Genomic DNA, 14502 nt, shown 5'->3' on the forward strand with positions numbered 1-14502 from the left:
GTTCTTTGAACGGCTTTTTAATTACTGTCGCCATTGCATCAGCATTAAAACAAAAAGAATTACTAGGAGAACTGCACAATAGGCCGTTGCCAACCATGCGATAATTTGTACGAACGGCAGTGACGATACCACCGTAATTATTTCTAAAACAATCGCTAATACACACCACACAATTAACCGGGTTCGTACCCGCTCAATCGCAGATTTCAAATTTCTTTTCACTTAACCATCTCTTCAACTAGCGTTGCAATAATTGCCCCTAGCAGCGGGCCAACCATTGGTACCCAAGCGTACCACCATTGACCGCTTGTTTTATGTGGTACTGGCAAGATCGTATAGGCCAAACGTGGCCCCCAATCTCGAGCTGGATTTAAGGCAAAACCGGTCGTCGTTCCCAAACCAGCACCAATGGCAAAAATCGATAATCCAACAATTAATGGTTTCAAACCTAACGTAAAATTACCCAAATTAATCAAAACCAGCATAAACATAAAGGTGGCAATCACTTCACTTAATAAGTTTGCCCAACCGGACTTAATCGCTGGCACTGTAGCAAAAATGCCAACGGTATTTTGTTTCTTCTCTGGCGTTGCTTGGAAATGCACCCAAAACTGGATAATCACTAAAACCGCCCCTAAAAACGCCCCAATAAATTGGCCTAGAATATAGGGCACTACCTGTCGCCAAGGAAAAGTGTGGTTAACCGCAAAAGCAATGGTAACTGCTGGGTTCAAATGTCCCAGTGAACCTAATGAACCGGCGGCATATACTCCCATTGTCACTGCTAGTCCCCAAGCAAAAGCAACGTAAAACCAATCTTTCTGCTGACTACTGAAGGTGCAGTTTAAATTCAGTCCCGCACCTACCCCGCAGCCAATGGTGATTAAAATTAGCGTACCAATTAATTCACCAATAAAGCCATGCCATACCATCACAAACCTCACTAACTCTCTAAGTTCTTGAGGGCCAAGGCAAAGTTACCAATCGTGGCCGAACTATTATTCTTGGCTAGTGGCATCGTGATGTAGTCTTCCAACGGTTCACAATCAACATAGCCATTCATTAACTTAGCAAACTCACGCCGAACCTTCTTTAAGAATTCTTCGCTGGTTACTCCTCCACCAAAAATAATTTTATCTGGCCGCATCATTAAGGTGGTATTCAAAGCCGCTTGGGCAACGTAATAAGCCATAATGTCCCAAACGTGATCCGTCAATGGTACCACTCGGCCACTCTTACCAAGCCGCGCATCAAAAGTCGGTCCGGCAACGAGTCCTTCCAAACAGTCCCCGTGGAACGGACAGATCCCCTTAAAGTCTAAGTCGTCCGGGTGTCGTTTCAAACGAATATGTCCCATTTCTGGGTGCCCCATCGTGCCAATAAACTTGCCGTCCACAACTGCTCCAGCACCAACACCTGTTCCAATCGTGTAATAAACTAATGAATCCAGCCGTTGATTAAAGAGCGTTGACAAGACATATTCACCATATGCGGAGCCATTAACATCCGTCGTCCAGAATACTGGAATATTAAGCGCCTGTTGGAGCTTGCCCACGACATCCGTATTACTCCAGCCCTTCTTTGGTGTATCGGTGATATAGCCATATTGAGGCGAATTACGCCGAATCTCAATCGGCCCAAATGATGCCACTGAAAGTGACTGTCATTCCGGAAACTTTTTAAAATAATCAATTGCCTTTTGCAACGTTTCAGCTGGCGTGGTTGTCGGAAACACCGTCATATCCTGAATCTGGTAATCCTCATTTCCGACTGCACATACAAATTTGGTACCGCCGCCTTCAATACTCCCTAATAACATTGTATCCACCTCATTTTTGAAATCGTTTTCAGAAACATTATCCCAGTTTTTATTTAAAATGGCAAGCGTTTAACAAAAAAGATCCTCATCGAACGAGCTCGATTGGGGATCTTTTAAAATACATCGATATTATTGGTTATCTGCCATTTCTTTACGGAGTTGGTCACCAATTTCCTCATAACCTGGCTTACCTAGCAAACCAAACATGTTTGTCTTGTAGGCTTCAACCCCCGGTTGGTTAAATGGATTAATACCATTCAGATAACCAGAGATGGCAATTGCAACTTCAAAGAAGTAAATCAGGTAACCCAGGGTGTATTCATCTTCCTTGTCAATGTGGACTGTCATAACAGGAACACCACCAGTCGTGTGGGCAGCCACAACTGCTTCATAGGCCTTGGTGTTCACCCAATCCATATTCTTGCCTTGTAAATATTCAAGACCGTCTAAGTTACTCTTCGCCTCTGGAATAGTCAGATCATGATTTGGTTGGTCCAACTTAACGACCGTTTCCATTAAGAAGCGGCGCCCTTCTTGGATGTATTGACCAAGTGAGTGAAGATCCGTCGTGAAGTTGGCACTTGATGGGTAAATCCCTTTTTGGTCCTTCCCTTCGGATTCGCCAGCTAATTGCTTCCACCATTCCGCAAACATCGTCATGTTCGGTTCATAATTTTCAAGCAATTCGGTTTCGTAACCCTTCCGATAAAGGATATTCCGGTAAGCTGCATATTGGTATGCTTCGTTCTTAGTTAAATCAGGGTCAACATACGTGTGTTCTGCAGCTGCTGCCCCTTCCATAAGCTTATCAATATCAGCACCAGAAGCTGCGATTGGTAACAAACCAACGGCACTCAGGACAGAATAACGACCACCAACACCATCAGGAATTACAAAGGTTTCCCAACCAGCATCATCGGCCTCACTCTTTAATGCGCCCCGCTTTTGGTCGGTAGTAGCGTAGATTCGGTGGTTAGCTTCTTCTTCACCATACTTATCAATTAATTTTTGTTTGAAGATCCGGAAAGCAATTGATGGTTCAGTTGTTGTCCCAGACTTGGAAATTACGTTCACAGAAAAATCCCGATCGCCAATTAATTCAATCAAGTCATATACATATGAAGAACTCAAGGAGTTACCCGCAAATAGGACTAATGGATTCTTGCGGTCAGCGGCTGCTTGAGCTTGATAGAAACTATTGTGCAAAAAGTCGATGGCCATCCGAGCACCCAAGTAGGAACCACCAATCCCGATCACTACCAATACATCTGAGTCATCTTTAATCTTGGCGGCAGCTTTCTTAATCCGGGAAAATTCTTCCTGATCATAGTCGCTTGGCAAGTGGAGCCAATCACGAAAGTCAGCACCAGCACCAGTTCCTTTCCGTAATTCATCATCCGCTGCATTGACCATTGCCTGCATTTCACCTAATTCATTTGGGTGAACAAACTTCTTTAAAGCACTACTATCAAATGAAACATGCGCCATTTGTCTAACCTCTTTCTTAATCATAGATATTAAACTTACACTTCAAATCATATCTGTTTATGAATACCTTTTCAATATAATTAATTAAAAAATGTCAATTATTAACCTTTTCTTTTAGTCCTGGTGCATTTCTTAAGCCCAGGGTTCGTGATATACTGATAACCACAAAATGACGATTCGAGGACATAAAAATGATTTTAAAAATAATTTTAGGACTGGTTTTTGTCTGTATCCTTTGGTTAGCAATTGAAATTTTCATCCATGCTAAAAAGGATCCAATGAGCCGGCCGCTTAAATTCAACCTGATTGGGTTCCTAATCGGTTTGATCACTGACTTCGGTGACACATTGGGAATTGGGAATTTCGGTACTACGACCACTCTCTACCGCTTCACCAACTATATCCCTGATGAGCGTAAATTGCCGGGAACCCTCAATGCTATTCAGGCCATTCCAACAATGACTGAATCCTTCTTCTTTTTAACCGCGGTCCCGGTGGAATTAACTACGCTGATTCCAATGGTGATTGCCGCAGTGGTTGGCGCCTATTCTGGAAGCCGGATTGTGGTTCGGTGGGAAACCGCAATGATTCAAAAGGTAATGGCGATTGCCTTAACGATTACTTCACTCCTAATGTTAGCTAATAAAATGGGCTGGATCGCCCTCATTGCCACCAACAATAGCGCCTACGGTTTGCATGGCTGGTTGTTAGTGATTGGAATTGTGGGTAACTTTATCCTTGGCGTTCTAATGACCGCTGGAGTTGGATTGTACGCCCCATGTATGGTCTTAGTGTACCTGTTGGGGATGAAACCAATCGCCGCCTTTCCAATTATGATGCTTTCCTGTGCCCTTCTGATGCCTGTCGCCAGCTACAACTTTATTCAAGAAGAACGGGTCTCCTACCGGGGCGTTTTTGGTTTCTTGATTGGTGGGATCCTTGGGGTTTATATTGCTGCTACCTTTGTAAAGAGCCTGCCGATGAAAGTACTAACCTGGTTAATCGTACTAGTATGTCTTTGGACAGCCCTGCAGCTTTACCGTTCATCCGTTACCAATCAAAACAAATACTAATAAGATAAAAAATCCAGTGTTCGACTTTATCGAGCACTGGATTTTTTGATCATAACATATTTTCGGTTAGGCAAAAACAGTTAATACTGCGCCCACAACTACGAAACATAGTCCGATTATGGTGTAACGCATTTCAAATGGTGACTTGGTTTCTTTTAAGAAGTAAATTCCCCCTAATGTAGAAATCAAGACATTCATTTGACTAAAGATGAAAGCAACGGTAATCCCAATTGCTCGGGCACCAAAAATGTAGCTTAGTCCAGCAACTCCCCAGAGTAATCCGGAGAGAATGTTTGCATACTGACCACGCTGTTTAAATACTTTTGGTCCTTCAGTCATCAGCTGGTAGACAGTTACCCCAAGCAAAATACCGATGGTTTCTGGTAAGTAAATGGCAATGGAATCAGTGTGCGCAAGCACTGGGAAGCGTGGGAAGGCAGAATAAACAATGTAACCAAGGGTGGTGACCAGTAAGAATAAGATATCCTTAATCGTTACTGACTTACCTGCCGACTTGTCTGTGATGGAAGTCAGCATCGCACCAATCACTACCAGTGCCAAAGCGATGAAACCAATCACAACTTGCTTAGTTCCCGTCCATTCATGGAAAATACATACCCCAATTAAAGTGTTCCCAATTAATTGGAAAGCCGTTGAGAGGGGCATGGTGTTAGAAACCCCAATCTTTTTCATGGAAGCAAATTGACCAAATTGGCCAACTGACCAACAAGCTCCAGAAATAACTGCCACTACAAATGGCACTAAATCGATGGACGGCCGCATCAATAACATACTAATTATTGAAACAATCAGTGCTCCTAAACCAATCCCAAATACTTGGTTACTGGAAGAACCACCAACCTTTGTCGTAAATAATGGAATAATCCCCCAACAAACTGCTGGGATTAAAGCGATTAAATAACCCATTGACTATTCAACTCCCTCTCTTAAAATCATAACTTTAACAGGATACAATGAAAGCGCTCAATTGACAAGCGCTTTCATAAAGTTTTCTTATTTTTTCACTTATCGTCAGAGCGATCTGGAAAGTAGATAGTAAAGGTCGTCCCGCGGTTAACTTTACTCTGAACAGTAATTTTACCGTGATGTAATTTAACTAATTGACGAACGAGTGACAATCCAATTCCAGATTCTCCATACTTCGTATTCATTCGGGAGCGGTCAGCCTTATAGAAACGTTCCCAGATGTTCTTTAATTGTTCTTCCGTCATCCCGATTCCTGTATCCTGAATCGTAAATTGCGCCCCTTTCGGGAGACGTTCCCCACGGATCGTAATCTTTCCTTGCTGCGTAAACTGAATCGCGTTTTGAATAATGTTAAACATAATTTGCACAAACCGGTCATAGTCAGCATACGTCCGTAAGGGATGCGGAGTCTGAATCACAATTTGATCACCCTGTTCCCGTGCGTTGGGCTCTAATTGATCCTTCAAGTTAGCCAAAACTTCGCTCGCGTCGAAAATTTGTCGATCCATTTTAATTTGATTGGTCCGAATCTTCTCATAGTTCAAATTATCATTTACCAAACGGATTAAACGTTTCGTATCTTTCTGCATCAATTCTAAACTATGCTTGCGGTCCTCTTCTGGAATGGCATCATAAATTAAGCCTTCCAATAGGCCGTTGATGGTAGTCAATGGCGTTCGCATTTCATGGGCTGCGTCAGCGAGGAATTCTTTCCGCCGTTCTTCCTGTTCCTTGATCTCTTCTTGCGAAGCCTGCAAAGAATCCGCCATTTTATTGAAGTTCTCACTCAATTCAGCTAATTCATCCTTTCCTTGACTGGAAAGGTGGATATCATAATTACCTTGAGCAATCTGGTTTGTCGCAGTTTTCATTTTATCAATTCGGCGGGTTAATGACCGTGCTAGAACGTAGCTAACTAATAGGGCCACCACGAGCGCAATCACAAAGTCCCATAACATTCGATGAAAAATCTGGCCATAAATTTGGCGCGCAGTCGACGAGAAGGTACTAATGTTAACGACCGCCACTAATTTATGATTAAAGAAGTATGGTTTCAGCATTCCAATCATTTGTGGCACCGGTACATTCTGGTGTTTTTTTTGCATTACCTTTTCATCCGGGTATGCAATTCGCTTTTTAATAATCTCGCCCTTGCGCAGTTTTTTCCAATCCTGCTTGTTAATCCGTGCTGAATATCCTTGACTATTATCGTAACGAGTATTACCTTTTGCATCCAATACCGCAAAATAAACGTTCTGTCGCGACAATAATTTCGATTTGGAATCGATCGCTTGTTGCTGGAACCCCACAATTTGATTCGTCTTCCGGTTAATGATCACTTCGTCATCTTGGATGAGACTATCAGCGTACTGGCTGAGTTGAAACCACGTTTGATGATACATGGTCTCATTAGCGACACTAACGAATGAAACCATTAAAATGGCACACAGCACCACCACCACCGTGGTAAAGCCGAGAATTTGCCGCCATATTAATTTCATTGGTCTTAGACCTCACTATCGTCAAATTTATAGCCGACACCCCAAACCGTCTGAATGACTTTCGGACCGACCTGCTCAATCTTTTGCCGCAACTTTTTAATGTGCGCATCAACGGTCCGTTCGTCACCATAATATTCATAATTCCAAACCAGTTGTAATAACTGTTCACGACTAAAGACTTGCTTAGGTTTAGAAGCTAAAGTCTTTAGCAAATCGAATTCTTTGGGGGTTAAATCTTTAATTGGCTGATCATTTAAAAAGGCTTCCCGAGTCTTTGTATTCAATTTAAAGTGCGGGGTCTGAATATCAAAATCCGATTCACTGGCTGGTTCTTTACCGCCTACATTGCCCATTGCAATCCGGCGGTGTAATGCTTTAATGCGTGCAATTAACGTCAACGGGCTAAACGGCTTGGTAACGTATTCATCTGCTCCCATTTCCAGTCCTAACACTTGATCACTTTCGGAATCCCGCGCCGTCAACATAATAATTGGTACTACTGGTGAAATTCGCCGAATATCAGCCGCTACTTGCATTCCATCTTTTTTCGGCAGATTAAGATCTAGTAATACTAAATCCCACCGTTGAGGATCTTCATTAAACTTATCGACTGCCTTTACTCCATCATATACAAATTCAGCCGTCCATTTTTCTTTTTTAAAAAACATTGCCATCATTTCACAAACTGAGTGATTATCTTCGACCATCAATATGTTCATGATTACACCCCTTATTTCGTCTTTAGTTCTACATTATAATTAATTCTTTGCAAAGTCTATGAAGATTTCTTGAATTTTTTGAAATTCCTGCGGGTTGTTGATATAATGTTTAGTACACCTTTTGGGGACGTTTTTGGATTCGACGGGTATAGGTTGAATCTTAATTGCACTTCGAAGGTTGCGTCTTCGTAAAAACGCTCAGTTTTTAAATTATAACTGCAAACAATAATTCAAACGCTTACGCATACGCTGCCTAGTCGGTAAGCATGCGTAAATCCGGCCGGACTCGTCCACGGTGCGTTACCGGGTTTCATATTTAGTGGACTAACGTTACTAATTTCCGTTTGTAATTAGTAAAAGAGATTCATCAAGCTAGCTGATTATGCGTGCCTTGATTAGCGGCGTTTTAATTAGTGAATTTTAAATAGTTAATCTATGAGTGTAGAGATTAGGATGGCAATATGCCCGGACGCGGGTTCGATCCCCGCCGTCTCCATAATGACGAAGCGGACTGGAAAAATTTTCCAGTCCGCTTTTTTATATTTTTTCAGCAAAAAAATGACTTTAAATGAGTCCATTCAAAGTCATTTTATACATTAAAGTTAGTTAGTCGCGCTTCTTACCCAAGCCCAGGCAGATGGCTAGACTTGCACTGGCTAAGCCAAGCAATGCGAGTACACTATTTTGGTTACCAGTTTGTGGTAATTGAGTAGCATGTTCGTTTGCTGAAGCAGCAACACCCTTAGTAACTGCCTGATGTTGAACGACTGGCTTTGCTGGAGTTGAACCAGTTTGCTCATCAGCACTTTCGGACTGATGATCTGGCTTCGTCAGCTGATCAGGCGTCTGTGGAGTTGGTACTGTGTCCTTGGCTACATGTACAATTTGCAGTGAGTGGTCCGCGCTGATGGTCAGTAATGGCTGACTGCCAACATAATGATAGCCATCGGGTAGAGAAAGCTTAATCGGATCATTTTCCTTACCTTCCTGATGGTCGGTTTTAACAACGTTCCCCTCCTGATCAACATAGCGAATAACGTTGAGAACAGGCTTATCAGGCACGACCACTGGGACATCAATTTGACTGTAGCCAATATTTACAACTGTATCTGAAGAATTTGGAGTGACCGTTTGTGCATCAACAATAGCCTGACTTGGCTTGTAGCCCGCATAGGTTGGTGCCGTGAACAAAGCCCATTGATGGTTATTGTTAGTTAATTCACTCCAGGAACTTTCATCTGCAGAGTTATTGCCCGTCAAAACCTTCCAAGGCGCATCGTTTAGTGGCTGGCCGGTAATGGCATCATAATCACCAAACTGCTGGAATTGAACGGTTTGCTTAGTCGTGACGACATTGCCATCTGGTTGCATAACGTTGATGGTCCGTGTTTTGGTTAGTGGTGTTTGGTGAAGAGCCCCTGATTGTTTATTAATAACAACGAATTCGTAATTAAGCCCCTCCTCATTACCAACGGTGTCGTCTAATGATGGGTAGTCATCACTACTTTTGATTTGATGTAATTTACCATCGTTACCAAAATAGCCATAAATTTGGTAATTGTCAGCCGATACACCAGCATTCTCAAGGTATTGACTAAGCTGCTGCCGAGCAAAATTATAAATAACGTTTTTGTCATACGTTTGTCCATAATTCAGTGGCGTCAACGCTGTCACGGCATTCCCAGATGGTCGTTTATCAGAGTAGGCATTATACAAGTTACCGTTCATGTCTTTAAACACAAGGTTTACGGGAGCAGACATGTAGATCTTATTGGCGTTTGAATTGTAATCTTCGGTGGAACCTTTACTACCATGATAGGTTACAACCATTGTTCCCCGTTTAATTTCGTTAGTAATTGTTGCACCAGTCAGGTAGTAGTGACCATCACGCTTAATTATTTGGTCGTTAATCCCGAAAGGAAGCGATGGACGGTAGCCAGTTGGTACCCCAGAAGGCAGAACTAATTCTTGGTCGGGGATAGTCAGTGAGTGGCCATTTTGAACCAAGTAGACATTCATAATTGGACGATCACCATCTGGTAGCGAATAAATGGTAACCCGGGCAATGTAACGGAAATAAAGATCCTGGTTACGCGAAACATTGTCAGCAGCGTCAAGGTGAATGCTTGGTACTGCGACTCCGTCCGGAACATAACCGGTAGGCAACGTCCAATCAAACGAGTCCCAATGTCCATTCACTGACTGTTGAGTTATGGTTTGTTCAGTTTCCTTAACAGTTTGGCCATTATAGGCAAAACCGCTGGCCTGGATGTGAATAACCCGGTTGTATTCTTTGTCCGGCGTGGTCTGGTTATTTGCCACCGGCTGGTTCTCGTTAAGAACCGGCTGGGAGTTAGCAGCTTCCTGTGACGTTTGCGTAGCACTGGTGCTGTTTGCTGCATCATCAGTGGAAGATAAAGTAACAACTTGTTTGTTCTCTTGACTAGTAGTTAAGTCTTTCTGCGCACCACTAGTCGTTGGCATTGCTGGCGTTGCTGAATTTGTTTGATCAGCATGTGCGACCGTCATCCCCATTGTCAGAGAAAGCAAAACGGCAGAACAGCCGATTACCCATTGCTTTTTCTGTTTATATAATTTGTATCGCTTGATAACACTCATATTAATTCCTCAAAACAAAAAGTGTAACTATCCGTAAAATAGTGTAACACAAATTGAGGAAGACAAGAAGTGCTATAAATGTTTTGATATTAAGACGAAAATCATAATCATTTTGTCTAAAAAACAGCATCAAGTTTCATCCTTGATACTGTTCAATAATCAGCTTAATTTGATATAGCATTATAAATACTTATTGGCTTCCCGAATCGACAAGGCGCTTAATCCCTCTTGATGTGTCTGAATAAACTGTCGCACCCATCGAGGATTGGTTTTGGAGTAGTCACGTAGCGCCCATCCAATCGCTTTGTTAATAAAAAATTCCTTCCGGTCAAGGTTATTTTCAATAATCTCAGCCAGGAGGTTGATATTCATTTGTTCTTTCCGCAATAACTGGTGTTCGATCGCCACCCGTCGCATCCACTGGTCATGATCCAACGACCATCTTAGCATCACGGCATCTACGGCCGGTTCACGTAGTCCTAGCTTACCTAGCGGTTTAATAAGACTATCAATGGTATCCCACCACTGCTTAGTTCTTAAATAAGGTTCAATTCGTGGTAAATCTGCTAATGTTAAAAACTTTTCCATTTTCCACAAATAATCACATACAAAATATTGCATTTCCCGATGGGGGTCAGCCCAAGCCTGGTCCAATAATTGCCAATCAATCCTACCGTTTCGGCGTTCGGTTAGTAAATCTTGATGATAAAGTCGTCGTCGAGCAGCGCTTTGGTAACCGTAAAATTCAAACTGGTTTCGCATATAAGCTGCCATTTGCTGTGCTAATTTCTGATTTGCTCCCTGGGCAAAACGCGTTTTTAAATCTTCATATCTCACAATCAATTCGCCAACTTTCTCTTTTCTCAGCCCTTTATTATGCCGATAATTGAATTGCCCGTCAACTTATTCCTACTTGAAAATGCTATAATTAATAATGGTTAAATAATTGACGTTTCGGATGAAAGGAGATCTTTATCATGGCAGTTAATCCGCAATTGGCGCAGGATGTTTGGAAAGACGCCGGTAGCAACGTCCTTTTTACCACCTTTGAACTTAAGCGAACAGATCAAGCGGCAGAACAAGCAGCAATTCAAGAATTTGTCGACCGCTATCAAGCAATTATTCGTTCCATGCGAATTCGCGCTGAAAAGGCCAACGTCCGCGCAGCACTCGGTTTTAGCAACGCTGCCTGGGACTATTTATTTCCAGATGCGCCAAAGCCAAAAGAATTGGAAACATATCAAACATTAACCGGACCTAAGTACTCGATGCCAGCAAGCAAGGGCGATATTTTTATTCACCTCCGTGCCAATGAAGAAGCGGTTCTATACGAAATGATGAGTCAAATGCAGCTCTTCTTAAAGGACTTCACGACCGTCGTGGATGAAACGAAGGGCTTCCGCTATTTTGAAGGTCGTGCCATCATTGGTTTTATTGACGGAACTGAAAATCCCCAAATGGAAGACGCCGTCAACTACGCAATCATTGGTGATGAAGATCCCACATTTGAAAACGGCTCATATGCCTTTGCTCAAAAATGGCGGCATAATATGGATATCTGGAATCACCTCACCACGGAAACACAAGAAAAGGCCGTGGGCCGCAAGAAATTCTCGGACTTGGAATTAGCTGATGATGAGAAATTCAAAAATGCCCACAACGTCGCTTCACAAGCAACGATTGATGGAGTTGAGCAAAAAATCGTTCGCATGAACGTCCCTTACTCTGATCCAGCGAATAACAACACGGGAACCTTCTTTATTGGTTACTCACGATACTGGAAGGTTACCAAGACCATGTTGCAAAATATGCTTGACCAAAATGATTATTTACTAACCTTCTCTGATATTTTGTCAGGTCAGCTCTTCTTTATCCCATCCCGTCCACTATTAGATAAAATTGCGGACGGTGAACTAAATTAATTGTTCCATACTAAAAAGATCCACGGTTCAATCTATCACGAACTGTGGATCTTTTATTTAGGATTATTTTTGAATTGGCAAATCTTCTTTAACAATCATCTCTGCATATTCTTTACTCGACTTTTGCAAATCATCTAGTTCATAAATTGTAAACGGCTGACAAAATTGCATTCCTAAATGAATACTCAGAACCTGAAATGGCTTTAGTAATTCATCAATCGTCGTCCGGTACTTACCATTCTTTGTAAAATCATAGGATGGTTCCGAATAAGCTACCGCTAATAGTAATTCCTTATTGGCAAGCACACTCTGACCACCTTTACCCGAATGGAGCCAATAATCATCAAATACTGCCTCTTTCCAACGCTGAACTAGAGTCGGTGCATCATACCATTTCAGGGGGAACTGTAATACGACCCGATCTGCATTCATTAAAATTCGTCGTTCTGCGTCAACATCAATTGGTTGACCACGATACAGGGCATACATATCACGAATGGTCACGCTCCGTTTTTGACCAGCCGCTTCAACTAATCTTTTATTAACTAACGAATGCTGCATGTCTGGATGGAATAACAATACAACCGTCTTCACTCCTGGCGCACCCCCTACCAATCAAATTCTTTATAATTATCATACCATAGTTTTAAAAAAGGCGGAGACCACCCATGTGAAGATCTCCGCCAATGAATATTAATTATTAATTTTAGTACCAACCGTTGGCCATCCAGAATTGCTGAGCAGCAGTCCAGGAACCGTACCGGTTAGCAACGTATTGGTCAGCCACCCGTTCTTGATTTTCTGGTGACAAATCACCATTTAAGTAAGATAAACTTAATTGATACTTACCGTAGTATTGACCGTTTTGCACCGTGTACAAGCCACGGGATTCATGATAAGCAATCCAATCCTTCGCTGCTTGATCAGCGGCAGAAAGGTTTGAATTATTATTTGGAGTATAAGCTGTTTGTTCCATCTTAGCCTTAGGTTTAGCAGATTGCTTACTACCCTTGATTACCAACTTTTGACCAACGTGAATCGTATTGATGTCATCGATATTGTTCTTCTTAGCAATTGTGTTCACATCCGCATTGTTGAACTTAGCTGCAATCGAAGAAAGGGTATCGCCATTTTGAACAGTGTAAGTTGTGTCAGCATGACCGATCGCAGAAGTTGCGACCATTCCCAAAGCTGCCGCCCCAAACGTTGCGCTCATCTTCAATAGATTCTTGTTTAACATAAAGTATTAACCGTCCTTTACAAAATCTTTCTTTATCAACGTTCTATATGATACAAGGTGATTATTACTAATTGATTGCAAAAAGTTTGCTTTTCCACTGATTAACTCAAATGGCTGTAATATTCTGTAACATTTACCATTAATAAGCTATTAATCATTTTTTATTAATAGTGGATAGCCTGATAATGACGGTAACTTTAGGCTGGCCAAAACAATTCGTGAAAAACTGATCATGTTTGATTGTTACTACTAAAAAAGTCGCCGAATTCAGCATTTTTCGGCGACTTTTCTAACTATTTAAGGCTTATATTACAAGTATTTTGCAAAAAATTGTTCTAAATAAACGGCAACTCCATCATTATCATTACTAGACGTGAGGTGATTAGCCACTGCTTTTACTTGGGGCAAGCCATTGGCCATTACGACCCCATCGGCAGCCGCTTTAATCATTCCTAAATCATTATCCGCATCACCAAAAGTCATTAGATTGGAATAATCCATTCCTAAATGTTGTAAAAGATGCTTAAGGCCAACCGCTTTATCCACCCCTTGAGGCAAAAATTCTAAGATGTGGGGTTGTGATTGGACCACATTAAAGTGTTGATGGATTTCATCGGGAATCGTCGGTATGATTTTTTTCAAACGCTCCGCTGGAATCGCCATGACCATTTTAGCGTATGGATGGCCACCCATCGGTAAGTCCGCAAAGTGACGATCCAAAAATTCAATATGCTTCACCGTCCCTTTGTATATCGAACGTGGCATATCCATAATTTCATACACCCGGTCAAAATCCAGCACATCCAGTGAGTAATCATGTTCATGAGCAAAGCGGTAGACAATCGCTAAATCATCCGCTGCTAGCCCCATTGAAAACAGTGGTTCCTTCGTTACGTTATTTACAACCAGGCCCCCGTTGAAGTTAATTGTATAGTCGCCTTCTTCAGTTAGACCTAATTGCTCAATATAATGCCAAATTGCATTAATTGGCCGTCCCGTACATAGCACAACCTTAATGCCCTGGTTATGCAGCCGCCGTAACACGGCTTCGTTTCGTTGACTGATCTCTTTATCACTATTTAAAAGCGTATTATCAAGGTCAAGTGCAATCATCTTTATCATTATTTATTCTC

General features: G+C 42.0%; 12 protein-coding genes, 1 other RNA gene and 1 pseudogene. 3 read left to right on the forward strand and 11 right to left on the reverse strand.

Features of this window, described 5'->3' with window-relative positions; all coding sequences use genetic code 11:
• Positions 1 to 218: 218 nt before the first annotated feature.
• From HMPREF0501_RS05585 to HMPREF0501_RS05595, 3 genes and pseudogenes are all read right to left on the reverse strand, one after another.
• A complete protein-coding gene (locus tag HMPREF0501_RS05585) occupies positions 219 to 932 on the reverse strand; it encodes an MIP/aquaporin family protein (protein ID WP_006916921.1) in 714 nt (237 codons plus the stop codon).
• A gap of 11 nt (positions 933 to 943) precedes the next feature.
• A pseudogene (gene scrK, locus HMPREF0501_RS05590) lies at positions 944 to 1819 on the reverse strand (fructokinase ScrK).
• Between the two features lie 129 nt (positions 1820 to 1948).
• Entirely contained in the window at positions 1949 to 3307 is a 1359-nt protein-coding gene (locus HMPREF0501_RS05595) for a glucose-6-phosphate isomerase (RefSeq protein ID WP_006916923.1), read from the reverse strand.
• Between the two features lie 191 nt (positions 3308 to 3498).
• On the opposite strand from HMPREF0501_RS05595, the gene HMPREF0501_RS05600 reads away from it, so the two are divergent.
• Positions 3499 to 4380: a sulfite exporter TauE/SafE family protein gene (locus HMPREF0501_RS05600; protein WP_006916924.1), complete on the forward strand. Its 882-nt coding sequence runs from the start codon at positions 3499 to 3501 to the stop codon at positions 4378 to 4380.
• A 66-nt stretch (positions 4381 to 4446) separates the two neighbouring features.
• On the opposite strand, the gene HMPREF0501_RS05605 is transcribed toward HMPREF0501_RS05600, so the two are convergent.
• The 3 genes from HMPREF0501_RS05605 to HMPREF0501_RS05615 all read right to left on the reverse strand — a co-directional run bounded on the left by HMPREF0501_RS05605 (position 4447) and on the right by HMPREF0501_RS05615 (position 7588).
• Positions 4447 to 5307, reverse strand: coding sequence for a GRP family sugar transporter (locus tag HMPREF0501_RS05605; protein ID WP_006916926.1), 861 nt, complete (start codon positions 5305 to 5307; stop codon positions 4447 to 4449).
• Positions 5308 to 5402: 95 nt separating this feature from the next.
• Entirely contained in the window at positions 5403 to 6869 is a 1467-nt protein-coding gene (locus HMPREF0501_RS05610) for a sensor histidine kinase (protein WP_006916928.1), read from the reverse strand.
• Between the two features lie 5 nt (positions 6870 to 6874).
• Positions 6875 to 7588, reverse strand: coding sequence for a response regulator transcription factor (locus HMPREF0501_RS05615; RefSeq protein ID WP_006916930.1), 714 nt, complete (start codon positions 7586 to 7588; stop codon positions 6875 to 6877).
• A gap of 123 nt (positions 7589 to 7711) precedes the next feature.
• Between HMPREF0501_RS05615 and ssrA the strand changes: the two genes are divergently transcribed.
• Positions 7712 to 8087, forward strand: a transfer-messenger RNA (tmRNA) gene (gene ssrA, locus HMPREF0501_RS08770).
• Positions 8088 to 8194: 107 nt separating this feature from the next.
• Here the strand turns inward: ssrA and HMPREF0501_RS05620 are convergent.
• Together HMPREF0501_RS05620 and HMPREF0501_RS05625 are read right to left on the reverse strand one after the other, a co-directional pair.
• Positions 8195 to 10207 (reverse strand): mucin-binding protein, encoded by a 2013-nt coding sequence (locus tag HMPREF0501_RS05620; RefSeq protein ID WP_006916932.1) that lies wholly within the window; start codon positions 10205 to 10207, stop codon positions 8195 to 8197.
• Positions 10208 to 10387: 180 nt separating this feature from the next.
• Positions 10388 to 11044, reverse strand: a complete 657-nt coding sequence (locus HMPREF0501_RS05625; protein ID WP_040456041.1) for a DNA alkylation repair protein — start codon at positions 11042 to 11044, stop codon at positions 10388 to 10390.
• A 140-nt stretch (positions 11045 to 11184) separates the two neighbouring features.
• On the opposite strand from HMPREF0501_RS05625, the gene HMPREF0501_RS05630 reads away from it, so the two are divergent.
• A complete protein-coding gene (locus tag HMPREF0501_RS05630; protein WP_006916934.1) occupies positions 11185 to 12129 on the forward strand; it encodes a Dyp-type peroxidase in 945 nt (314 codons plus the stop codon).
• A 63-nt stretch (positions 12130 to 12192) separates the two neighbouring features.
• Here the strand turns inward: HMPREF0501_RS05630 and HMPREF0501_RS05635 are convergent, their stop codons facing one another.
• The 3 genes from HMPREF0501_RS05635 to HMPREF0501_RS05645 all read right to left on the reverse strand — a co-directional run bounded on the left by HMPREF0501_RS05635 (position 12193) and on the right by HMPREF0501_RS05645 (position 14491).
• A complete protein-coding gene (locus HMPREF0501_RS05635; protein ID WP_006916935.1) occupies positions 12193 to 12723 on the reverse strand; it encodes an NAD(P)H-dependent oxidoreductase in 531 nt (176 codons plus the stop codon).
• 112 nt (positions 12724 to 12835) lie between these two features.
• Positions 12836 to 13369: a LysM peptidoglycan-binding domain-containing protein gene (locus tag HMPREF0501_RS05640; protein ID WP_006916936.1), complete on the reverse strand. Its 534-nt coding sequence runs from the start codon at positions 13367 to 13369 to the stop codon at positions 12836 to 12838.
• Positions 13370 to 13678: 309 nt separating this feature from the next.
• Positions 13679 to 14491, reverse strand: a complete 813-nt coding sequence (locus tag HMPREF0501_RS05645) for a Cof-type HAD-IIB family hydrolase (protein ID WP_006916938.1) — start codon at positions 14489 to 14491, stop codon at positions 13679 to 13681.
• Positions 14492 to 14502: the final 11 nt, after the last annotated feature.

Origin of the sequence: Limosilactobacillus coleohominis 101-4-CHN, from assembly GCF_000161935.1 — a bacterium.
Lineage (GTDB): Bacteria > Bacillota > Bacilli > Lactobacillales > Lactobacillaceae > Limosilactobacillus > Limosilactobacillus coleohominis_A.